Genomic DNA, 21600 nt, shown 5'->3' with positions numbered 1-21600 from the left:
TCAGCCGTCGCCGCCGGGCAGCAGCTGGTCGAAGCTGGTGGTGAGGGCGAACGGGTCGGCCGGGCCGCTCGACGGCGGACGCCGGTGCACCTGCTCGGCCAGTTCCCGGCCGGCACGGCGGATCCGGGCGCGCAGCGCGCCGTCCGCCGTGCCGGCGGACCAGTCCTCGGGCGCGGCGAAGACCGCCGTCGGCAGCGCCACCGCCCGCAGGTGGGTGAACATCGGCCGGAGGGCGTGTTCCAGGGCCAGCGAATGCCGGGCGGTGCCCCCGGTGGCCCCGATCAGCACCGGCCGGCCGCCCAGCGCGTCGGCGTCGACCAGGTCGAAGAACGACTTGAACAGCCCGCTGTACGAGGCGTTGAAGATCGGCGTGACGGCGATCAGCCCGTCGGCGCCGGTGACCTGGTCGAGCACCTGCCGCAGGGCCTCCGACGGGAAACCGGTGAGCAGGTGGTTGACGATGTCGTGGGCGTGCTCGCGCAGCTCGACCGGCCGCAGCTCGACCGTCTCGCCGCGCCCGACCAGCTCGTCGCGACTGGCCCCGGCGAGCTGGTCGGCGAGCAGCCGGGTGGACGAGGGCCGGCTGAGACCGGCCGAGACCACGGCGACGGTACGCGCGGTCATCGGCTGGCCTCCGGCGCCCGGCCGGTGACGTCGTCGACGGCGTGCACGGTGCTGTCCGTGCCACCACCGGCGGCCAGCAGCGCGGCGTGGGTCGGCGCGACCGGCACGTGCGCCGGACGCAGGGCGTCGAACTCCTTGCGCAGCACCGGCACGACCTGCTCGCCGAGGATGTCGAGCTGCTCCAGCACGGTCTTCAGCGGCAGCCCGGCGTGGTCCACCAGGAACAGCTGGCGCTGGTAGTCGCCCACGTAGTCGCGGAAGCCGAGGGTCCGGTCGATGACCTGCTGCGGGCTGCCCACGGTCAGCGGGGTCTGCGCGGTGAACTCCTCCAGCGACGGCCCGTGCCCGTAGACCGGGGCGTTGTCGAAGTACGGCCGGAACTCGCGTACCGCGTCCTGGGAGTTGCGCCGCATGAACACCTGCCCGCCGAGGCCGACGATGGCCTGGTCGGCGGTGCCGTGGCCGTAGTGCGCGAAGCGCTGCCGGTAGAGGCCCACCATCCGGCGGGTGTGCTCGGCCGGCCAGAAGATGTGGTTGGCGAAGAAGCCATCGCCGTAGTACGCGGCCTGCTCGGCGATCTCCGGGCTGCGGATCGACCCGTGCCAGACGAACGGCGGCACGCCGTCGAGCGGACGCGGCGTCGAGGTGAACGACTGCAACGGGGTACGGAACTTGCCCTTCCAGTCGACCACGTCCTCGCGCCAGAGCCGGCGCAGCAGGTCGTAGTTCTCGATGGCGAGCGGGATGCCGTTACGGATGTCCTGGCCGAACCAGGGGTAGACCGGCCCGGTGTTGCCGCGCCCCATCATCAGGTCGACCCGGCCGTCGGCCAGGTGCTGCAACATCGCGTAGTCCTCGGCGATCTTCACCGGGTCGTTGGTGGTGATCAGCGTGGTCGCGGTGGAGAGCAGCAGCCGCTCGGTGCGGGCGGCGATGTAGCCCAGCATCGTGGTGGGCGACGAGGGGACGAAGGGCGGGTTGTGGTGCTCGCCGGTGGCGAAGACGTCGAGACCGACCTCCTCGGCCTTGAGCGCGATGGCCACCATCGCCTTGATCCGCTCGCCCTCGGTCGGCTCACGGCCGTTGGTCGGATCGACCGTAACGTCGCCAACAGTAAAGACCCCGAACTGCATGACCAGCTCCTCGTGTCGTCCCACCGGGCCGGATGGCGCCCGGCACTGCCGACACAACATATTTGACGAGTCAACTATTCCGTTCCCCGCCCCCACCCTTGCGCGGGGCGTGCCGGCGGTACGAAGTCACGGTGGGATCGCCGGTGAGCCAGAAGCGCCAGGGCACGTCGTGCGCGGCGGCCACGCCGACCCGCGGGCCGGCGGAGACCGCCGACGGGGTGACCGGCCGGGTCGGCGGCGTCACCAGCAACGGCCCGCTGCCGTCGATCACGTTGGTGCCGTTCGCCGCCGCGGTGACCCCCAGGGCCACCACCAGCCGGGCGGGTCCGCGAGCCAGGTCCCGGTCGGGCACGTCGCCGCGCCGCTGGCGGGCGAGATCCCCTCCGTCCACCACCTCCCCCGCGCGCAGCAGCACCGCCGCCGCCTCACCCGCGCCGCCGCAGACGATATTCAGACACCAGTGCATACCGAAGACGAAGTACGTGTAGGCGTGCCCCGCAGGCCCGAACATCACCTTCGTACGGGGTGTGGGGCCGCGATGGGCATGCGAGGCGGGATCCTCGCCGGTGCCGGCGTACGCCTCGACCTCGGTCAGCCGGATCCGGACGCCGCCGGCCGAGACCTCCCAGCCGAGCAGCGTCCGGGCGGTCTCGGCGACGTGTGCGGCGGGAGCGCGCAGCCAGGGATGGTCCACGCGTCCAGGTAACCGGCCCGGAGCCCGACCGGCAACCCGCCCTCCCGCGCCCGGGCCGCCGCCTCGGGTTCCGCAGGCGACGGCGGCGCTCGCCGCGGCGGTCGGCGCCCCGTCGGTCACTCCGGTTGGTGGTGGGCCAGCACTCGGCCGAGCAGACGGGTCAGCGTCTGTCGGTCCTCGGCCGACAGCGGCGCGAGTAGCTCGTCCTGCACCTGATCGAGCACCCCGTCCATGCGCCGCAACTGCTGGAGGCCGCTCCTGGTGAGGGTCACCCTGTTACGCCGCCCGTGCTCCGGGTCCGGCGTCCGGTCGACGAAGCCCTGCTCGACCAGTTCGTTGACCGCCGCCACGACGTCGCTGCGGTCGATGCGGCACCGGCGGCCGAGCTGGGCCTGGCTCGCCGGCCCGAACTCGTGCAGTGCGGCCAGGATGCGGTAGTGGTATCCGCGCGCCCCCGCTGCGGCGGAACCGTCGGTCACCAGCCGGCGGACGTGCACGGCAAGCTGGCTGATCAGCCAACTCGGCTTCACCGCCAGGCGCTGCGGGACCTCCTCCATGGTGTCCACCCTATCGAGTTGGCGTCACCAACACGCCCCACCCCACCGGGCCCCGAACCGCACGCACCCGGCAGCAACTTCAGGGATGCTGCTGCCCCACCCAGCTCGGAGGCAGCAGCATCCCGGAAGTTGCGCGGATCTTGCGGCGGAAGCCGCTGGGAGGCGGCCCGGTCAGCGGGGGACGACCTGCTCGGCGGCCCACTCGCGCCAACCGACCAGGCGGTCGGCGGCGTCGGCGAGCTGGTCGGCGACCGGGCCGGGGCCGGTCGAGCCGGGAGTGGTCCGGGTGGCGAGGGCCGAACGGACCGAGAGCACGTCGCGTACGCCCGGGTCGAGGTGCTCGCTGACCGCGGCCAGGTCGTCGTCGGAGACCTCGTCGAGGGCGCAGTCCCGGGCCGCGCAGAGCGCCACCAGCTTGCCGGTGATCTCGTGCGCGTCGCGGAACGGCACACCCTTGCGGACCAGCCAGTCGGCAACCTCGGTGGCCAGCGAGAAGCCCACCGGCGCGGCGGCGACCAGGCGGTCGACGCGTACCGTCATGGTGGAGATCATCCCGGCCAGCGCCGGCAGCAGCAGTTCCAGGGTGTCGACCGCGTCGAAGGCCGGCTCCTTGTCCTCCTGCATGTCCCGGTCGTACGTCATGGGCAGGCCCTTGAGCATGGTGAGCACGGCGACCAGGCCGCCGACCAGCCGGCCGGACTTGCCCCGGGCCAGCTCGGCGATGTCCGCGTTCTTCTTCTGCGGCATGATCGACGACCCGGTGGCGAAGGCGTCGTCCAGCTCGACCCAGCCGAACTCGTGCGACGTCCAGAGCACCACCTCCTCGCCGAGGCGGGACAGGTGCACCCCGACCAGCGCGGTGATGAAAAGGAACTCGGCCACGAAGTCCCGGTCGGCGACCGCGTCCATCGAGTTGGCGAAGGAGGTGCGGAAACCCAGCTCCTTCGAGACCGCCACCGGGTCCAGCGGCAGCCCCGAACCGGCCAGCGCACCGGCGCCGAGCGGGCTGACCGCGGTGCGGTGGTCCCAGTCCCGCAGCCGCTCCAGGTCACGCAGCAGCGGCTGCACGTGGGCCAGCAGCCAGTGGCCGAAGGTGACCGGCTGGGCGTGCTGGAGGTGGGTCATGCCCGGCGCGGCGGTCTCCACGTGCCGCTCGGCCTGCTCCACCAGCGCCTCGGCCAGCTCGACCAGCCGGGCGGCCACTCCCCGGGCGTGGTCGCGCAGGTAGAGCCGCAGGTCCGTGGCGACCTGGTCGTTGCGGGACCGGCCGGCGCGCAGCTTGCCGCCGAGGCTGCCGAGCCGCTCCAGCAGCCCGCGTTCCAGGGCGGTGTGCACGTCCTCGTCGTCGACGGTCGGGCGGAACGCCCCGGAGGCGCAGGCCGCCTCCAGGTCGTCCAGGGCGGCGAGGATGCGGCCCAGCTCCTCCGGGTCGAGCAGGCCGGCGCCGGCCAGCACCCGGGCGTGCGCCCGGGAGCCGGCGATGTCGTACGGCGCCAGCCGCCAGTCGAACTGGACGCTCACCGACAGCCGGGCGAGCGCCTCGGAGGGGCCGCCGGCGAACCGACCTCCCCACAGGCTCATCCGGTTGGCCGCTGCGCTGTTCTCGGTCAAGTTCTTGTCGTCCACTCCGCCCATTCTGGTGCCCATGGTCAGCTGCCACCCAACCGGGCGTCGTAGCGGCTGGCCTCGGAGCGCCGGCCGGTGACGGTGGCCCGGCCGCCGTGCAGGCTCAGCCGCACCTCACCGCTGACCTGCCGCTGGGCGTCGTCGATGAACGCGTCCAGGGCCTCCTTGAGCGGAGAGAACCACAACCCGTCGTAGACCAGCTCGCCCCAGCGCTGGTCCACGCCGCGCTTGAACCGGGCCAGGTCCCGTTCGACGGTGACCGCCTCCAGCTCCTGGTGGGCGGTGATCAGGGTGAGCGCGCCGGGCGCCTCGTACACCTCGCGGCTCCTGATGCCGGCCAGCCGGCCCACGCCCTGCTCGCCCGCGCGCCGGTTGAGCTCCAGGATCGCCTGGTACGGGGTGACCGTCTCGCCGTCGATCGCGACCGGGACACCGGCGTCGAAGGTGATCACGACCTCGTCGGCGTCGCGCGGCTCGGCCGGGTCGCCGGTGTAGGAGTACAGCTCCCCGACCGGGCCGTTCCAGCTGTCCTCCGGGAAGCCGGTCTCCACCGCCCGGCCCCACAGGTTCTGGTCGACGGAGTACGGCGAACGGGCCGACACGTCGATCGGCAGCCCCTTCTCCTCGGCGAGAGCGATCGCCGCGTCGCGCGTCCAGGCGAAGTCCCGGGCCGGCGCGACGATCTTCAGGTCGGGGGCGAGGGCGGCCAGGCCCACCTCGAAGCGCACCTGGTCGTCGCCCTTGCCGGTGCAGCCGTGCGCGACGATGGTGCCACCGTGCGCGCGGGCCGCCGCGACCAGGTGCTTGACGATCAGCGGCCGGCTCAGCGCGGAGACCAGCGGGTAGCGGTCCATGTGGAGGGCGTTGGCCCGGATCGCCGGCAGGCAGTACCCGGCGGCGAACTCGTCGCGCGCGTCGACCGCCTCGGCCGCCACCGCGCCGCAGTCCAGCGCGCGCTGCCGGACGACGTCGAGGTCCTCGCCGCCCTGCCCGACGTCGACCGCCACCGCGATCACCTCGGCGCCGGTCTGTTCGGCCAGGTACGGGATGGCGACGGAGGTGTACGGCCCGCCCGAGTACGCCAGGACCACCCGCTCGGTCATGGTGCACCGATCCCTTCGACGTGCTCGTCGCGGCGGGCCCAACCGGCGAGCCGTTCACCGAGCGCGGCGCCGCCGTCGGCCTCGCGGGCCACGACGAGGATGGTGTCGTCGCCGGCGATGGTGCCCACCACCTCCGACAGGCCCGCCCGGTCCAGCGCGCTGGCCAGGTAGTGGGCCGCGCCGGGCGGGGTACGCAGCACCGCGATGTTGCCGCTGGAGTCGACCTCGTTGAGCAGTTCGCGCAGCAGCCGCACGAGGCGGGCCGGGGCCGCCTCGGCGTCGCGTAGCGGACGGTGGCCGTCCTCCGGGATGACGTAGACGGCCCGGCCGTCCCCGCCCCGGGCGGTGACCGCGCCGAGTTCCTTCAGGTCCCGGGAGAGGGTGGCCTGGGTGACCTGGACGCCCTCGTCGCCGAGCCGGTCGGCCAGCTCGCTCTGCGACCGGATCGCCTGGTCACGGATCAGCTCGACGATGCGGGCGTGCCGGGCGGCACGGGTCACCGGTGCGGTCATGTCTTCTCCCCGAGCAGAAAGGTCAGCAGCGCCTTCTGGGCATGCAGCCGATTCTCCGCCTGGTCGAAGACGGCGCTCTGCGGGCCGTCGAGCACCTCGTCGGTGATCTCCTCGCCGCGGTGCGCGGGCAGGCAGTGCAGCACGATCGCCTCCGGCGCGGCGTGCCCGAGCAGCGCCTTGTTGACCTGGTACGGCAGGAACGGGGTGAGCCGGTCCAGCCCGTCACCCTCCTGCCCCATCGACGTCCAGGTGTCGGTGGCCACCACGTCCGCGCCCCGGACCGCGGCGACCGGATCGGTGAGCACCCGTACCGAGCCGCCGGTGCCGGCGGCGATCGCCTCGGCGCGGGCCACCACGTCCGCGGCGGGCCGGAAGCCGGCCGGGCCGGCGACCCGCACGTGCATCCCGGCGGTCGCGCCGGCCAGCAGGCACGAGTGGGACATGTTGTTCGCCGCGTCACCGACGTACGCCAGGGTCCGCCCGGCGGTGCCGCCGCACCGCTCCCGGACGGTGAGCAGGTCGGCCAGCAGTTGGCAGGGGTGGAACCCGTCGGTCAGCGCGTTGAGCACCGGCACGGTGGCCCCGGCCGCCACCTCCGCGATCCGGTCGTCACCGTGGGTACGCAGCACGATCGCCGCCACGTAACGGGACAGCACCCGGCCGGCGTCGCCGAGCGTCTCGCCCCGACCGAAGTGGGTGACCTGGGTGTCCACCACGAGCGGGTGGCCGCCGAGTTCGGCGATGCCGGCGTCGAAGGAGATCCGGGTACGCAGGCTCTGCTTGTCGAAGAGCACGGCCACCGAGCGTGGTCCGGCCAGCGGTGTGTACCCGAACCGGTCGGCCTTCATCCGAGCCGCCAGATCCAGCACCGCCCCCTGCTCGTCGGGCGACAGGTCGTCATCACGCAGAAAATGCCGGGTCACGCGGAAGCCTCCGTCGAGTCGGTCGAGATCGTGGTGAGCGCCGGCCCCTCCGCGGGCATCTTCGTACCAAGGTCCACTGGAAGGGCGGTGGGGAGGGCGGCGAGGAAGGCGTCGGCCTGGGTGGGGGTGAGGATCAGGGGTGGGGCCAGGCGGAGGACGTCGGGCTGGATCGGGTTGACCAGGAAACCCGCCTCGCGCAGCGCCTCCGCGGCGGCGGGCGCCACCGGTGCGGTCAGGGTGATACCGAGCAGCAGCCCGGCGCCCCGCACGCCGCCGACCAGCGGGTGGCCGAGCGCCTCGATGCCCCGGCGCAGCCGCTCGCCGACCCGCTTGACGTGGTCGAGCAGCCCCTCGTGGGCGATGGTGGAGATCACCGCCAGGGCGGCGGCACAGCTGACCGGGTTGCCGCCGAAGGTGCTGCCGTGCGAGCCGGGGCCGAGCAGGTCGGCGGCCGGGCCGAAGGCGAGGGTGGCCCCGATCGGCAGCCCGCCGCCGAGCCCCTTGGCCAGGGTCACCACGTCCGGCTCGACGCCGTCGGCCTGATGGGCGAACCAGTGCCCGGTACGGCCGACGCCGGTCTGCACCTCGTCGAGCACCAGCAGCGTGCCGTGCCGGGCGGTGATCCGCCGGGCCGCCGCGAGGTAGCCGGCCGGCGGGACGATCACCCCGTTCTCGCCCTGGATCGGCTCCAGGATCACCATGGCCGTGGCGTCGGTGACCGCCGCCTCCAGGGCCGCGACATCGCCGTACGGGACGTGGGTGACCTCGCCCGGCAACGGCCGGAACGGGTCGGCCTTGGCCGGCTGGCCGGTCAACGCCAGCGCCCCCATGGTGCGGCCGTGGAAGCCGCCGACGGTGGCGACCACGTGGGCGCGCCCGGTGCGCCGGGACAGCTTGAACGCCGCCTCGTTGGCCTCCGCGCCCGAGTTGGCGAAGAAGACCCGCCCCGGCCGTCCCGCCAGGGCCAGCAGCAGCTCGGCCAGGGCCACCGGCGGCTCGGCGACATACAGGTTGGAGACGTGCCCGAGGGTGGCGACCTGCTTCGACACGGCGGCCACCACGGCCGGATGGGCGTGCCCGAGGGAGTTGACGGCGATCCCGCCGAGCAGGTCGACGTACTCCCGGCCGGCGTCGTCGACCACGACGGCGCCGGAGCCGGAGACCAGCGCCAGCGGCGGCGTGCCGTAATTGTCCATCATCGACTGCCGCCAGCGGCCCACGAGCGCGCTCATGCCGGCACTCCGCTTCGCTCCGGGCCGCCATGAGGCACCACCGCACTGCATTGATGATTCACTCGCTGACGCTCGCTCATGCCGGCACTCCGCTTCGCTCCGGGCCGCCATGAGGCACCACCGCACCGCATTGATGACTCACTCGCTGACGCTCGCTCATGCCGCGATCACCATCGTTCCGAAGCCCTCCGACGTGAACACTTCCAGCAGCGTGGAGTGGGCGACCCGGCCGTCGACGACGTGCGCGGCGGGCACTCCCCCGCTGACGGCCCGCAGGCATGCCTCCATCTTGGGCACCATGCCCGACTCCAACGAGGGCAGCAGCTTCGCCAGGTCGTCCGTGGTGATCTCGCTGACCAGGCTGGAGGTGTCCGGCCAGTCGGCGTACAGGCCGGGCACGTCGGTGAGGACGACCAGCTTGCGCGCCCGCAGCGCGACGGCGAGCGCGGCGGCGGCGGTGTCCGCGTTGAGGTTGTGCAGCACCCCGTCGGCGTCCGGCGCCACAGTGGAGATCACCGGGATCCGGCCGGCCGCGATCAGGTCGGCCACCGCCGAGGTGTCCACCGACTCGACGTCGCCGACCTGCCCGATGTCGACCGGCTTCCCGTCGACGTACGCGGGCCGCCGCACGGCGGTGAACAGCCCGGCATCCTCGCCGGAGAGGCCGACCGCGAACGGGCCGTGCGCGTTGATCAGCCCGACCAGTTCCCGGCCGACCTGCCCGACCAGCACCATCCGGACCACGTCCATCGCCTCCGGGGTGGTCACCCGCAGGCCGCCCCGGAACTCGCTGTCGATGCCGAGCCGGCCGAGCATGGCCGAGATCTGCGGGCCGCCGCCGTGCACCACCACCGGCCTGAGGCCGACGTAGCGCAGGAACACCATGTCGGCGGCGAAGGCCCGTTGCAGCTCCGCGTCGACCATCGCGTTGCCGCCGTACTTGACCACGACGGTGGCCCCGGAGAAGCGGGCCAGCCAGGGCAGCACCTCGATCAGCGTGGCCGCCTTGGCCTGCGCCCGGGTGAGATCCGAGGAGAGTGTCACCGGGCCAACCTTTCGTCGCCGCTCGCGGTGCCCCGCCGTGCCGCGCCGCTCGCGCCCCGGGGGTGGCCGTGGGTGGCGCGTGCCGGGAGTCGAACGGCACCCGCGCCGACCGTGCTCACGGGGCGACCCCCCAGCGGGACAGGCCGGTGGTCTCCGGCAGCCCGAACATCAGGTTGGCGTTCTGCACCGCCTGACCGGCCGCGCCCTTGCCGAGGTTGTCCAGGGCGGCGGCCACGATCAGCCGGCCGGAGTCGAGGTCCACAGTGGCCTGTAGGTGGCAGGAGTTGGCACCGAGGGTGGCCGCGGTGTGCGGCCACCGGCCCTCGGGCAGCAGGTGCACGAACGGCGCGCCCGCGTACGCCTCGGCCAGCACCGCGCGCGGGTCCGCCTCGCCGGCCGGCAGCGCCGTCACCGTGGCCAGGATGCCGCGCGGCATCGGCGCCAGCACCGGGGTGAAGGAGAGGCCGGTCGCGCCGGTGGCCTGCTTGATTTCCGGCACGTGCTGGTGGGCGCCGACCCGGTACGGCGACAGGTCGCCCATCACCTCGCTGGCGAGCAGGTGCGGCTTGGCGGCCCGACCGGCGCCCGAGGTGCCGGAGGCGGCGACGACCACCACGTCCGACGGCTGGGCGGCACCGGCGGCGATCAGCGGGGCGAGCGCGAGGATGATCGTCGCGGCGTAGCAACCGGTGTTGGCCACCCGTGACGAGGCGGCGATCCGCTCCCGCTGGCCGGGCAGCTCGGGCAGGCCGTAGGTCCAGGCGCCGGCGTGCGGGCCACCGTAGTAGCTGGCCCAGGCGTCGCCGTCGACGAGCCGGTGGTCCGCGCCGAGGTCGACGACCCGCACCCCGGCCGGCAACTGGGCCGCGATGGCCGCGGACTCGCCGTGCGGCAGGGCGAGGAAGACCAGGTCGGCCTCGGCCAGCACCTGCGGTGTCGTGTCGGCGAGGATCAGGTCGAGCCCGGTAAGCTGCGGATGGACCGCGTCCAGCGGCTGCCCGGCCTGGCGGTGCGCGGTGGCGGCCAGCACGTCGAATTCGGGATGCCCGGCAAGCAGGCGCAGCAGCTCACCCCCGGCATAGCCACTAGCACCGGCAACCGCGACCCGAATCCCCATACCCACCTCCGCATGACTATGCAATCGAGGCTAGCAGCGGCGACATCCTGCTGCAAGTTCATGCAACCTGCCGCATGAGAATTACATCGATGCCGATCAGCTGTGCTTGTTAATAGGGGGCCCCTGCTCTACCGGAGGCGTTAACAGGGGGCCCTTCCTTACAGTCAGAGGCGGGATTCGGCTACGGCTTGGGTTACCCAGGGGATGACCTCGTCGAGCATCTCGTCCAGCGAGGTGGTGGCGGTGAAGCCGAGCAGATCGCCGGCCTTCCTGGTGTCCGGCACCCGCTTCTGCACGTCGTACTGGAACGGTTCGTCGCTGACGTGCCGGAACGGCACATCCGGTCCCTTGATCTTGCGCCAGATCAGTTCGGCCAGCTCCAGCACCGTGGTCGACTGGGCGGTGGAGAGGTTGAAGTCATCGTTGCGCGCCGCCGGATGCTCGACCGCGAGCGCGATCCCCCGGGCCAGGTCGCCGCCGTAGGTGTAGTGCCGCACCTGATCGCCCGCGCCGAGGATGTGCAGCGGGTCCTGCCCCTTGACGATCTTCTGCACCAGGTCGGGCACCACGTGCGACATGGCCAGCTTCACGTTGCCGGAGAGCACCTCGGCCTGCCCGAGCGCGCGCCCCTCCCCCACGCCGACGCAGTTGAACGGACGCACGATGGTGTACGGCAGCTGGTACTGCTCCCAGGCGGCCCGGGCGTAGTACTCCACGGCCAGTTTCTGGAAGCCGTACGACGACAGCGGCGGCGGGATGCGCCGCTCGTCGCCCTCCCGGCTCGGCCAGTGCCCGGTCGACTCGTACACCATCGAGGAGGAGAGGTAGGTGACCTTGGCCAGCCGGCCGTCCCGGTGCGCCCGGACCGCCGCGTCGCAGGTCGACGCCATGATCCGCTCGTTGGTGGCGAGCAGGTCATAGGCGTACGCGTGGAAGTAGGAGATCCCGCCGATCATCGCCGCCCCGGCCACCAGGTGGTCGCAGCCGTCGAGCAGGTCGGTCAGCAGGTCGACGTCACGGGCGTCGCCCTCGACGAAACGGAACCGGGGATGCGCGTCGTAGCTGTGGCTGACCGGACCGTACTTGGAGAAGTTGTCGACGCCGACCACCTCGTGGCCGCGATCCAGCAGCTCCGCGACGAGGTAGCCGCCGATGAAGCCGGCCGAACCGGTTACCAGGATCTTCGCCACCTGCGCTCCTATGCCGTTTTCTCGTACTCGGTGCTGCGGGCCGGGGCCGGCGCCGGCCGAAGCCGCGCGGCCAGCTTCTCCGGGCTCAGCCGTCGACCGTAGGCGAACAGGTACCACCGCAGGTAGCCGGGGAGGAAGCGCCCCAGGTCGAAGTGGGACTCGCCGAGCGGCCGGTCCAGCCAGATGGTCGGTATCTCGGCCACCGGTAAGCGCAACCGGGTCGCCTTGGCGGTCAACTCCAACCCGATCTCGAAACCGGTCCGCGACTCGATGCCCACCTCGCGGACGAACGCGGTGTCGTACGCCTTGAAGCTGTTGGTGGCGTCCCGGGTGCCCACCCGGGCCAGGGTGTAGAGGCTGCGGCCCGCCCAGCGCGACATCATCCGCTTCAGCCTCGGCCCACCGACCTGCTGGCCGCCGGGCATGTACCGGGAGGCGGCGGCCACCACCACACCCCGGTCCACCAGCCGGGCCAGCTCGTCGATCTGCCGGGGGTCGTCGCAGCCGTCGGCCATCGTCACCACCGCGACCGGCGCCAGCGCCGCGTCGATGCCGAACCGGATCGCGTTGGCCGGTCCCCGACCGTAGGTGTTGAGCACCGACCGCACCCGCGGGTCGGTACGCGCGATCTGCGCGACGTACGGGACGGTGCTGTCCTCGGGCATGTCGTGCACGATGAGCACCTCGGCCGGGAGCAGCAGCTCCCGCAGCATCCGCTCCAGGCAGCGGACGATCGCCTCACCCTCGTTGTAGACCGGCACGATGACCGAGACCCGGGGGTTCACACCCGCACCCCCTGCCCGGTCAGGCCCCACATGTCGATCACCGGTTTGTCGGTGTCCAGGTCGGCGTACTGCTCGTGCGGAGCGGCGATGACCAGCAGGTCGGCCCGGCTCAGCACCTCGTCGAGGGCGACGAGGCGCTCGTCGCTCACGTACGGGTCGGTGCAGAGCGTCTCCCGGGTCTTCAGCGCCAGGATCTTGCGCAGCTTGTACGCCAGGCTCTCCCGGGGATCGTCGCTGCCCCCCTTGAAGGCCATGCCGAGGATGCCCACCGTCGAGGCGGCCAGGTCGAACCGACCCTCCAGACGGGACACCAGATACAGCGGCAGGCCCTCGTTGATCAGCATCGCCGAGTGGCCGAGAACGAAGTTGTTCCGGTTGAACGCGGCCAGCTGCATGGTGTCCTTGAACAGGCACGGCCCGGCGGCGAACCCGGGCATCGGCAGGTCCGCGGCGCGCGGATAGTCGTGGGCCACCGCGTGCCGGATCCGGGCGAAGTCCAACCCGAAGTCGTTGGCCATCATCCAGAACTGGTTGGCGGTGGCGAACTTGATGTACCGCCAGGTGTTGGTGAACAGCTTCGCCAGCTCCGCCTCCTCCGGCGCGAGCGGCACGATTTCGTCGGTCAGGTGCCGGAACAGCTTCTCGGCCCGGGCCAGCGCCTCCGGCGTACGCGCGGCGACGATCTGCGGCAGCGTGAACAGCTCGGTCATCGCGTGGCCCTCGGCGATACGCTCCGGGCAGAAGGCGACATCCGCGTGCACTCCCCGGCCGGCCAGCAACTTCTCGGTCAACGCGGTCACTCCCGGGTAGACGGTGCTGCGTAGCACGACCAGCTGCCCGTCGCGCAGGTGCTCGGCACAGCGCTCCAGGGCCCTCGGCACCGCACCGAGATCCGGGTTGAGATGCTCGTCGACCGGGGTGCCCACCACGACCACCAGGTGTTCCGAGAGGCCGACCGCGGCCGGGTCGGTGGTGGCCCGCAGCCGGCCCGAGGCGACCGCCTCGGCCAGCGGCCCGGCCGCGCCGGGCTCGGCGAAGGGCAGCGTGGCGGCGTTGACGGTGGCGACCGCGTCGGCGTTGATGTCGTACAGCACGACGGAGAGCCCGCGGGCGGCGAAGGCGATGCCGAGTGGCAGGCCCACCCGGCCACAACCACCGACGATGCAGACGTCGACCGGGGCGGGTTGAGCGTCGGACATGAGCGGACTCCCGTGGGGGTGGCGGGTGTGATCCCGGTCATCGGGATCACAGCAGGCTATCCGCTCCAACGTGACTCGTGGGTAACCAAAAATTCCGTCGGTTATACCCGTTCGGTGGATGCTGCACCGCCCCACCGGCTCTTCCCCCGCCAGGGAGGAAGAGCCGGTGCAGCAGTCACGTCGCCTGTCGGGCGAGCCCGTAGTGCCGCTCGTACGCTCGCAGCGCGACATCCCACGCCTGGGTGTACTCGGACGGACCGAGACCGAGGTCGCCGTGCCCCTTGACCGCCTCCCGGAGCAGGCTCACCAGATCCGGAACGATGTCGCGGCGTTCCTCCACATAGCGCCGGAACACCTCGGCGAACTGTTCACCGGTCAGTCGCGCGGCGTGCGCGGTGACCGGATCGTCCTGGAGGCTCTGCAACACCGCGCCCCACCGCCGCGTCAGGTCGTCGGCCTGCCGGGCCCGGATCTTCTCAAGCTCGTGGTCGCATTCGAGCTTGATCCGCTCCTCCCAGTACGGCCGGAGCCGTTTGCGCACCTGCTCGTCCGGGCTGACCCGCAGGCGCACCGAGAACTGCGGCAGCTTCGGGTCCTGCGGCCAACGCTGGTGCATCAGCAGGTTGTTCAAGGCCCGTTCGAGGTCATGGGCGCGGTGTGGCTCGTGCTCGCGGGCGAGGTCGACCGCCCGCTCCCGGACGATCCCACCCGCCCAGGGCAGCAGCGTCTCGGCGCGTAGTTGCAGCTCCTCGAAGCTCATGTAGCTCGCGGTCCAGAAATAGACGACGTGCAGCCGGAAATCGAAGGCGTCGCCCTTCGCCGGTACGAGAAGAGGGTGCGGCACGTCCTGCCGGAAGGTCACCTGAGGAGGCGCGGCCGGCGCCACCGGGACGGGAGCGGGCGGGAAGATCGTGTGCCACCACCGGCGTTGCGCCTGCTGCGGCACGCCGTGCCGGACGTGTGGGGTCCCCGGGGATTGTGTGGTCATCAGGCATCCTCATCGATCAGGTTTTCGACGTCGTCGAGCAGGGCGCACCGGGGCATGACCGGACGCCAGACGTGCCGCAACTGGTGGTCGAGCCGGCGGCGCAGCGGGGTGCGGCCGGCCAGCACGAGCCGCAACAACGCCAGGACGTACCCGGCGACCTCGGGCTGGCCGTCCGCCCGGCTGAGCCAGAAGCCGAGCGTCCGCCAGGCCCGGTACGCCGTCTCGGGCAGGCTCAGCGCCGTCGCCCAGAGGGTCGCCAGGTCATCGGGGGAGATGACGTCCCGGCGCGCCAGATCCAGCAGTTCGGGCCAGTGTTCCCGGGGTGGCCGGGCCCACCGTTCGGCCAGGATCCGCAGCGCCCGCGCGGCGTGCAGCCGGACCTCGCGATCGGGATCCCTGGTCCACTGCGCCAGAGCGGGCATCAGGGCGGCCCCGTGTCCGCCCTGATAGACCTCGACCAGGCCGCGGACCACCGAGTTGTGCCACCGTTGCATCCGACCCGTGGCCACCAGGCGCAGCTGCACCAGGGCCGCGTCCGGCCACAGCCGGGCCAACCCGAGTTCGTGGGCGCGGGCGACGGTGTCCCGCAGATGTGCCGCCGGACCGGCGGCCCAGCGCTCCAACTCGGCGCTGACCCGCGACCGCAGCCGGGGCTGCATCGCCATCGCGACGAGGACGATCGCGGCCGCCTGCCGTACCCCGGCCCGTCGCTCCCGAGCCAGGTCACGCACCGTGTCCAGGGCCGCCTGCACGTCCTGGCCCGCCGACCATCCGACAGCGGCGGCAGCGGCCTGCCGTACGTCCGGCAGGTCCGCCCGGACCAGATCCGCGAGCCAGCCGAGCAGCATCCGGGGCGGCCACCATTCGGTCCACGCCACGTCGAGCACGGCGGAACGTAGTTGTTCGCCACCCGGCGCGAAGTGCACCCGGGTACCACCCATGGCCCACTCCCCGTCCGGCACCACCACGGCGGCGCGCAGCGTCGGCCCGAGCAGGTCGTCGAGGGTCGCGCCGCGCAACCGTACCGGGGGCGGCTGCGCGGCCCCGTCCGGCGAGACGAGCCGGTTGGCGGCCAGCCGGATCTCCGCCGTCGACAGCCCGGCGAGGACCACACAGGACAGCCGGAAGGCCCGTACCAGCTCGGCGGGCCAGCCCACCGCGGCGCCGCCGTCCGCCTGCGGGTCGAGGATCTGCGCGGCCCGCTCACGAAGCTGCCGGGGCAGCAGCTGCGTCAGCCGGTCGGTGAGCAACCCGGCCCGTGGTGCCGTCCGGGCGATGGCCTCCACCACGGCGACCACCTCGCGGGGCCGGGGTTCCCCGGTCAGGTACGCCGAGAGCAGTGGATGACCGAGACACTCCTCGTCGACGTACCGTTCCGCGCACTCGGTGCCACAGCCACCGGCGCAGAGGCCCACGCACCGACCCGCCAGCTCCCGCCGCAGGCGAACCCGGAACACCTCGCCCGCCGGGGCCGGTCGATGCTCGACGACGTGCCCGGCGAAATCCTGGACGCGCCGGGAGAAGTCGCCGACCAGCACCAGGGTCACGCCGCTGGTCGCGGCCCGCGCCGCCAGTCCGACCAGGGTGAAGCCGTCCAGCGTACGCACGGCCTCGTCGCCGAGTCGCAGCACGTAGCCACACCCCCGGCCCTGGCCCAGGTCTCCCCCGAGCAGGTCGGTCAGCTGCTCGACGCCGAGAACGTTCACCCCGTTGACGCCGTGCCGGCGCGCCGAGGCGACCAACGCCGAGGTGAACCGTCCGCTGCCGGGCGGGCCGGAGAGGCACACCAGCTGGCGCTGCTTGAGGTGGTGGTCGACCTGCTGGTCGCTGCCGGCCGGGGCGTAGCCGCTGACCATCTCCAGCACGGCCGCCTCGCCGAGCGTCTCCGACCAGACGCGGCGGCCCTCCGCCGAATCCGACCCGGCGCTGACGTTGACCGTGCCGATCGCCAGGGCACCGTGCCCGGTCGCGTTCTGCCCCCGTACGAACATGTCGCCGGCATCGATCCGGGCGCCGAACAGACCGGCGAGCTGGCGTAGCACGTCACCGGAGTCCAGCGATTCTTCGAGGTCCTCGTCGTCGGCGTCGTCTCCGGCGTTGGCGTCGGCGGGGTCCGCAGCGGCGGTCTCCTCCGGCGGCGCTGCCCCGTGGTCGTCCCCCGCCGGGTTGCCGGCACCGTCCTGGCGTGCGGGGCCGGCGGGTTCCGGTGCGGCCTGGACCGCGGCCTCGCCGTCGGCGGTCGACGTCGGGTCGTTGCCGCTCATCGGCCCGTCTCCGGTCGGAGCACCGCGTCACGGCCGATGGAACCGATCGCCATCGCGCCGGATCCGATGGCGTTCTGGCCCTCCACCCGGATGTCCCCGGTGCGGATGCCGCCCGCGACGGGAGGCGCACCGCCCCGTCGCCCCGGGCCCACCGGCAGATCCGGCGTCACCGGCGGGTCCGATGCCACCGGCGCATCCGGCGCATCCGGCGGGTCCGGCGGCTCGGGCGGCTCGGGCGTCGGAGCGGCCGGCGGAGGCGAGGCGTCGTCCCGCCAGGAGGTGATGTCCTCGTCCAGGACGGTGAGCCAGGCCGGCTCCCGGAAACCCTTCTCCGCGTGGACCACCTCGATCCGCCGGAACCGGTCCGGCCGGATCTCCTCGGGATACTCGGTCACCACGTCGCGGTAGATGTCCGCGGAGACCACCAGGGCGACCCCGGCATCGGGAAAGGCCGCCAGGGCCCGGCGTACGGGTGCCGCGTCGCAGAGCCGGCTGACCATGACCACCGCCTGCCCGGGAAAGCCGTTGGCCCCGTCGAGGTGCACCATGCCCTGGTGCACCGCCACCCGCAGCCGAATACGGGCCACCGGGAGACGGCTGGCGTTGTAGCGCCGCAACCGCCGGTTCAGCTCCGGCAGGAAGCGGCCGATGACCCTCGCCTCGGGAAGCTCCCGGGGCAGGATGGCCAGTTCCCCGTCGCCGGCCTGCTGCGTCGTCCAGCCGACCCGGTCCAGGCCCACCTCACCGGCCGCCTCGCGGAGCAGCCGGTGGAAGTCCTGCTGTGCCTCGTACTGCTGGACGTTGTCACGCCGGCTGTAGCGTTCCATGTCCACACAAACCAGCAGCCGCCGCTCCGGATGCTGCATCTCGTCACCCTCCTCACCCCGGTCCTCGACGGCCGGGCACCAGCGAACATCCAACCCGCGACACCCCGCCGAGACCCCCCAGAAGTACGGCTTTCGAGGCGACTGTCCAGCAACGGTCATCCCGTCCTGCGCGGGCATCCCGCACGGCCGCCGGCGGTGCACTTGTCGCATGTGGAATGTGCCGGTCGACGTGCTGCTGGCCCTGGAGTTGGACCCGTACCCGACCATCGGCCTGCTGGTCGCGTACCTCTTCGTAGCGGCGCCACTACACCGGGCGTGGCGTAGCGCAGTCGGCCGGCTACGCTGCGGACGCTGTCGACGGCTGAGCAGAGCGGGAGCGTTGATGCGGCGAGAACCACCCCAGGACTCGCAGTGGCCCTACGGCACCTTCCTCCAGCGGCTCGGCCCGACCGTACGGGCCGCCATGCTGGACCTCGGTGTCCGTCGTCAGGTGCCGGCCGGTCAGATCCTGATCCACGAGGGACAGCGGCGGTCGCACCTGGTGCTGATCGAGGAGGGCCTGACGAAGGTCACCGCCGCGCTGCCCGACGGCCGCGCCGCCCTGCTCTCCCTGCGGGTCGGCGGCGACCTGGTGGGCGAGATGTCGGCGCTCAACGACCGGCCCCGCTCGGCGACCGTCACGGCGTGCAGCAAGGTTCGCTACAGCGCGATCACGTCCGAGCGGTTCCGCGGGTTCCTCAAGGGCAATCCGGACGCCGCGCTCGAACTCGCCGCGATGGTCGCCGACCGGCTGCGCTGGTCGAACCGGCGGCGGATCGACTTCTCCTCGTACCCGGTGAAGATCAGGGTCGCCCGGGTCGTCGCGGAGCTGTCCCGTACGCATGGCCGGCAGGAAACCGACGGGGTCGTCATCGACGTGCGGCTCACCCAGCCCGAACTGGCGTCCATCTGTGGCGCCTCCGAGACCTCGATCCAGAAGAGTCTCCGGGAACTGCGCACCGACGGGCTGGTCGACACCGACTACCGCCGGATGACCGTTCGCGACCTCCCCGGCCTCCAGCGCCTCGGCCACATCGACGCCGACGACCGTTAAGCCAACGCGCCGTGAGCGCCGACGCGCCGTGAGCGCTGACGCGCGTTAAGAAGGGCCCCCTCCTATGCACGAGGCGTTAAGAGGGGGCCCTTCCTTACACCTCAGGTGCCGCGGAGGGTGGCGTTGTGGCGGGCGGCGGCGCGGGCCACGGCGGCGTCGCGGGCGGCGACGGCCTCCTCGACGGTGAGGGTGCGGTCCGGCGCGCGGAAGGTGAGCTTGTACGCCAGCGACTTGCGGCCGGCGCCCAGTTGCTCCGAGGCGTACACGTCGAACAGGCGCACCGATTCCAGCAGCTCGCCGGCGCCCTCGGTGAGCGCCTGTTGCACCGCCTGGGCGGGGACCGAGTCCGCCACCACGAGCGCCACGTCGATCAGCGCCGGCGGGTAGCCGGAGACCATGGGCGCGGGCGCCACCGGGGCCACCGGCAACGCGTCCAGGTCCAGCTCCATGGCGCTGGTACGCCGGGGCAGTTCCAGCGCCGCGACGACCGCCGGGTGCAGTTCGCCGGCGTGGCCGACCACCGCCCCGTCGACCAGCAACTCGGCGCAGCGGCCGGGGTGCCAGGGAGCGTACGCGGCGGCCCGCACCTCGATCTGCCGCTCGGCGAGCCCGGCGGCGGCGAGGACCGCGCGGCCGGCCTCGACGGCATCGGCCCAGCCGGCCGGCCGCCCGGCGCCCCACCAGCCGGCCGGCTCGATGTCGCCGGTCAACACGACGGCGACGTGCCGGGGCTGGTGCGGGACCACCGCGTCGGCGGCGGCGAACTCCGCGTCGCTGGGTCGCCGGTCGACGCCCATCGCCGGTGGGCGGCCGGCACCCGGGCGCGGGTGGAAGACCATGCCGATCTCGTAGAGGGCCAGGTCGCGCAAACCCCGACCGAGGTTGCGCTTCACGATGCCGAGCAGCGGGCCGAGCAGCATGGTGCGCAGCAGCGGCTCCTCCTCCGACAGCGGATTGGCCAGCCGCACCGCCGGGCGGCGCGGGTCGTCGGCGGGCAGGCCGAGCTGGTCGGCCAGGTCGGCGGAGACGAACGGGTGCGCCAGCACCTCGACGTAGCCCCGCTCGGCCAGCGAGCGGGAGACCGCCCGGTTGCGTCGCTGCGGCCAGGTCAGCCCCCGGCCGGGGGGCGCGGTCGGCAGCAGTGACGGCACCTTCTCGTACCCGTCGAGGCGGACCACCTCCTCGACCAGGTCGGCCGGGTCGGTCAGGTCGGGCCGCCAGCTCGGCGGGGTGACGCTGAGCGCCTCGCCGTCGGCGGCGGCGATGCCCACCTCGCCCGGCTCCTCGGCCAGCCGGTCGGCGCTCCGGGCCACGGTGCAGCCGACCTGCTCCAGCAGGGCGACCACCCGGGCCGGCGGGTAGTCCACCCCGACCCGCCGGCTGGGCAGCTCGACCGGGAGCACGACCGGCGTACGCCGCCGGACGTGGTCGATGTCCAGCACCTCGTCGCCGGCGGCGCCGCCCGCGTGCTCGACCAGCAGCCGCACCGCCCGTTCCAACGCGACCAGCGGCAGGGCCGGGTCGACGCCCCGCTCCCAGCGCTTCGCCGCCTCGCTGAACAGCTTGTGCCGGCGGGCGGTCCGCCCGACCATCGCCGGATCCCAGTGCGCGGCCTCGAAGAGCACGTTGACGGTGCCCGGCACGACCTCGCTGGTCTCGCCGCCCATCACGGCGGCGAGCGAGATCGGCACGCCGTCGCCGGAACCGGCGAGCGGGTTCGGCAGCCCGGCGTCGGCGATGACCATGTCCTCCGGCGCGAGCGCGCGGGTCACCCCGTCGAGGGTGGTCAGCTTCTCGCCCGGCGCCGCCCGGCGGACCACCAGCGGGCCGGCGATGCGGTCGGCGTCGAAGGCGTGCATCGGCTGGCCCAGTTCGAGCATCACATAGTTGGTGATGTCGACGGGCAGCGAGATGCTGCGGATCCCGGCGACGGTCAACCGCTGCCGCATCCAGCTCGGCGTCGGCGTCGCCGGGTCGACACCGCGCACCAGCCGGGCCGCGAAGCGGTCGCAGCCGACCGGGTCGCGCACCTCGACCGGGTACGCCGGGACGGCCGTGCCGGCCGGCGCGGGGACCAGCCCCGGATCGCGGAACGGCACCGCCAGGACGTGCGACAGCTCCCGGGCCAGGCCGCGGACGCTCATCGCGTACCCCCGGTCCGGGGTGATCTCCGCCTCGACCACGATGTCGTCGAGACCGACGACGGGCCGGGCGTCGTCGCCGGGCTTCGCCGGGGTGTCCGGCGGCAGCACGATGATGCCGGAGTGGTCGTCACCCAGGCCCAGCTCCTTGGCGGAGCAGATCATGCCGTTGGAGTTGTGCCCGTACGTCTTGCGGGCACCGATGGCGAAGCCGCCCGGCAGCACCCCGCCGGGCAGGATGACCACGACCCGGTCGCCCGGGGCGAAGTTGCGCGCCCCGCAGACGATCTCCTGCGGCTCGCCGGTGCCGTTGGCGGCGCCCACGTCCACCCGGCAGAACCGGATCGGCTTCTTGAAGCCGGTCAGCTCCTCGATCTCAAGGACCTCGCCGACCACCAGCTGCCCGGTCACCGTGCCGGCGAGGTCCACGATGGACTCGACCTCGATGCCGAGGTCGACCAGGGCCCGCTCCAGCTCACCGGCGGGCAGGTCGGCCGGGAGATCGACGTACTCCCGCAGCCAACTGACAGAAACTCGCATGACTCAGA

General features: G+C 72.8%; 18 protein-coding genes and 1 pseudogene. 1 reads left to right on the top strand and 18 read right to left on the bottom strand.

What is annotated here, in order from left to right:
- The 17 genes and pseudogenes from ACQPYA_RS11700 to ACQPYA_RS11620 form a co-directional block, all read right to left on the bottom strand.
- Window positions 1–624, bottom strand: coding sequence for an FMN reductase (locus ACQPYA_RS11700; RefSeq protein WP_433532628.1), 624 nt, complete (start codon window positions 622–624; stop codon window positions 1–3).
- Window positions 621–1757, bottom strand: a complete 1137-nt coding sequence (locus ACQPYA_RS11695; protein ID WP_433532627.1) for an LLM class flavin-dependent oxidoreductase — start codon at window positions 1755–1757, stop codon at window positions 621–623. Before ACQPYA_RS11695 ends, ACQPYA_RS11700 begins: the two co-directional genes overlap by 4 nt.
- 70 nt (window positions 1758–1827) lie before the next feature.
- Window positions 1828–2451, bottom strand: coding sequence for a DNA-3-methyladenine glycosylase (locus ACQPYA_RS11690; protein WP_433532626.1), 624 nt, complete (start codon window positions 2449–2451; stop codon window positions 1828–1830).
- A gap of 116 nt (window positions 2452–2567) precedes the next feature.
- Window positions 2568–3008 carry a MarR family winged helix-turn-helix transcriptional regulator gene (locus tag ACQPYA_RS11685; protein ID WP_433532625.1) on the bottom strand — a complete coding sequence of 147 codons (441 nt, stop codon included), beginning with the start codon at window positions 3006–3008 and terminating at the stop codon, window positions 2568–2570.
- 171 nt (window positions 3009–3179) lie between these two features.
- Window positions 3180–4643 (bottom strand): argininosuccinate lyase, encoded by a 1464-nt coding sequence (gene argH, locus ACQPYA_RS11680; RefSeq protein WP_433533475.1) that lies wholly within the window; start codon window positions 4641–4643, stop codon window positions 3180–3182.
- Between the two features lie 35 nt (window positions 4644–4678).
- Window positions 4679–5737, bottom strand: a pseudogene (locus tag ACQPYA_RS11675) (argininosuccinate synthase); the annotation flags it as partial.
- Window positions 5734–6249, bottom strand: coding sequence for an arginine repressor (locus tag ACQPYA_RS11670; RefSeq protein WP_433532624.1), 516 nt, complete (start codon window positions 6247–6249; stop codon window positions 5734–5736). The gene ACQPYA_RS11670 and the pseudogene ACQPYA_RS11675, both read right to left, overlap by 4 nt.
- Window positions 6246–7172, bottom strand: coding sequence for an ornithine carbamoyltransferase (gene argF / locus ACQPYA_RS11665; protein ID WP_433532623.1), 927 nt, complete (start codon window positions 7170–7172; stop codon window positions 6246–6248). Before argF ends, ACQPYA_RS11670 begins: the two co-directional genes overlap by 4 nt.
- Window positions 7169–8404, bottom strand: a complete 1236-nt coding sequence (locus tag ACQPYA_RS11660) for an acetylornithine transaminase (RefSeq protein ID WP_433532622.1) — start codon at window positions 8402–8404, stop codon at window positions 7169–7171. The genes argF and ACQPYA_RS11660 overlap by 4 nt, the downstream gene beginning before the upstream one ends.
- 156 nt (window positions 8405–8560) lie before the next feature.
- Entirely contained in the window at window positions 8561–9448 is an 888-nt protein-coding gene (gene argB / locus ACQPYA_RS11655; protein ID WP_433532621.1) for an acetylglutamate kinase, read from the bottom strand.
- Window positions 9449–9563: 115 nt separating this feature from the next.
- Entirely contained in the window at window positions 9564–10565 is a 1002-nt protein-coding gene (gene argC, locus ACQPYA_RS11650) for an N-acetyl-gamma-glutamyl-phosphate reductase (protein WP_433532620.1), read from the bottom strand.
- Between the two features lie 164 nt (window positions 10566–10729).
- Window positions 10730–11755: an NAD-dependent epimerase/dehydratase family protein gene (locus ACQPYA_RS11645; RefSeq protein WP_433532619.1), complete on the bottom strand. Its 1026-nt coding sequence runs from the start codon at window positions 11753–11755 to the stop codon at window positions 10730–10732.
- Window positions 11756–11763: 8 nt separating this feature from the next.
- A complete protein-coding gene (locus ACQPYA_RS11640; RefSeq protein ID WP_433532618.1) occupies window positions 11764–12540 on the bottom strand; it encodes a glycosyltransferase family 2 protein in 777 nt (258 codons plus the stop codon).
- Window positions 12537–13739 carry a nucleotide sugar dehydrogenase gene (locus tag ACQPYA_RS11635; RefSeq protein WP_433532617.1) on the bottom strand — a complete coding sequence of 401 codons (1203 nt, stop codon included), beginning with the start codon at window positions 13737–13739 and terminating at the stop codon, window positions 12537–12539. Before ACQPYA_RS11635 ends, ACQPYA_RS11640 begins: the two co-directional genes overlap by 4 nt.
- Window positions 13740–13914: 175 nt before the next feature.
- Window positions 13915–14727 carry a hypothetical protein gene (locus ACQPYA_RS11630; protein WP_433532616.1) on the bottom strand — a complete coding sequence of 271 codons (813 nt, stop codon included), beginning with the start codon at window positions 14725–14727 and terminating at the stop codon, window positions 13915–13917.
- Complete coding sequence (locus tag ACQPYA_RS11625) at window positions 14727–16991, bottom strand: hypothetical protein (protein ID WP_433532615.1); 2265 nt, start codon at window positions 16989–16991, stop codon at window positions 14727–14729. Before ACQPYA_RS11625 ends, ACQPYA_RS11630 begins: the two co-directional genes overlap by 1 nt.
- Window positions 16988–17857, bottom strand: coding sequence for a hypothetical protein (locus ACQPYA_RS11620; RefSeq protein WP_433532614.1), 870 nt, complete (start codon window positions 17855–17857; stop codon window positions 16988–16990). Before ACQPYA_RS11620 ends, ACQPYA_RS11625 begins: the two co-directional genes overlap by 4 nt.
- Before the next feature lie 169 nt (window positions 17858–18026).
- On the opposite strand from ACQPYA_RS11620, the gene ACQPYA_RS11615 reads away from it, so the two are divergent.
- Window positions 18027–18911: a Crp/Fnr family transcriptional regulator gene (locus ACQPYA_RS11615; RefSeq protein ID WP_433532613.1), complete on the top strand. Its 885-nt coding sequence runs from the start codon at window positions 18027–18029 to the stop codon at window positions 18909–18911.
- A 101-nt stretch (window positions 18912–19012) separates the two neighbouring features.
- On the opposite strand, the gene pheT is transcribed toward ACQPYA_RS11615, so the two are convergent.
- On the bottom strand, window positions 19013–21592 hold the full coding sequence (gene pheT / locus ACQPYA_RS11610) for a phenylalanine--tRNA ligase subunit beta (RefSeq protein ID WP_433532612.1): 2580 nt from the start codon (window positions 21590–21592) through the stop codon (window positions 19013–19015).
- Window positions 21593–21600 lie beyond the last annotated feature (8 nt).

The sequence above is a fragment of the Micromonospora sp. CA-263727 genome (assembly GCF_050942455.1).
In the GTDB taxonomy this organism is placed as follows: domain Bacteria; phylum Actinomycetota; class Actinomycetes; order Mycobacteriales; family Micromonosporaceae; genus Micromonospora.
Note: the sequence above shows the minus strand (reverse complement) of the source record. Positions and strands in the feature narration are given on the sequence as shown.

Excerpts from the sequence above, each read along its gene's own strand:
- ACQPYA_RS11700 (WP_433532628.1), bottom strand. The coding sequence starts at position 624 with ATGACCGCGCGTACCGTCGCCGTGGTCTCGGCCGGTCTCAGCCGGCCC.
- ACQPYA_RS11695 (WP_433532627.1), bottom strand. The coding sequence starts at position 1,757 with ATGCAGTTCGGGGTCTTTACTGTTGGCGACGTTACGGTCGATCCGACC.
- ACQPYA_RS11685 (WP_433532625.1), bottom strand. The coding sequence starts at position 3,008 with ATGGAGGAGGTCCCGCAGCGCCTGGCGGTGAAGCCGAGTTGGCTGATC.
- argH (WP_433533475.1), bottom strand. The coding sequence starts at position 4,643 with ATGGGCGGAGTGGACGACAAGAACTTGACCGAGAACAGCGCAGCGGCC.
- ACQPYA_RS11670 (WP_433532624.1), bottom strand. The coding sequence starts at position 6,249 with ATGACCGCACCGGTGACCCGTGCCGCCCGGCACGCCCGCATCGTCGAG.
- ACQPYA_RS11660 (WP_433532622.1), bottom strand. The coding sequence starts at position 8,404 with ATGAGCGCGCTCGTGGGCCGCTGGCGGCAGTCGATGATGGACAATTAC.
- argC (WP_433532620.1), bottom strand. The coding sequence starts at position 10,565 with ATGGGGATTCGGGTCGCGGTTGCCGGTGCTAGTGGCTATGCCGGGGGT.
- ACQPYA_RS11635 (WP_433532617.1), bottom strand. The coding sequence starts at position 13,739 with ATGTCCGACGCTCAACCCGCCCCGGTCGACGTCTGCATCGTCGGTGGT.
- ACQPYA_RS11630 (WP_433532616.1), bottom strand. The coding sequence starts at position 14,727 with ATGACCACACAATCCCCGGGGACCCCACACGTCCGGCACGGCGTGCCG.
- ACQPYA_RS11625 (WP_433532615.1), bottom strand. The coding sequence starts at position 16,991 with ATGAGCGGCAACGACCCGACGTCGACCGCCGACGGCGAGGCCGCGGTC.
- ACQPYA_RS11620 (WP_433532614.1), bottom strand. The coding sequence starts at position 17,857 with ATGCAGCATCCGGAGCGGCGGCTGCTGGTTTGTGTGGACATGGAACGC.
- ACQPYA_RS11615 (WP_433532613.1), top strand. The coding sequence starts at position 18,027 with ATGTGGAATGTGCCGGTCGACGTGCTGCTGGCCCTGGAGTTGGACCCG.
- pheT (WP_433532612.1), bottom strand. The coding sequence starts at position 21,592 with ATGCGAGTTTCTGTCAGTTGGCTGCGGGAGTACGTCGATCTCCCGGCC.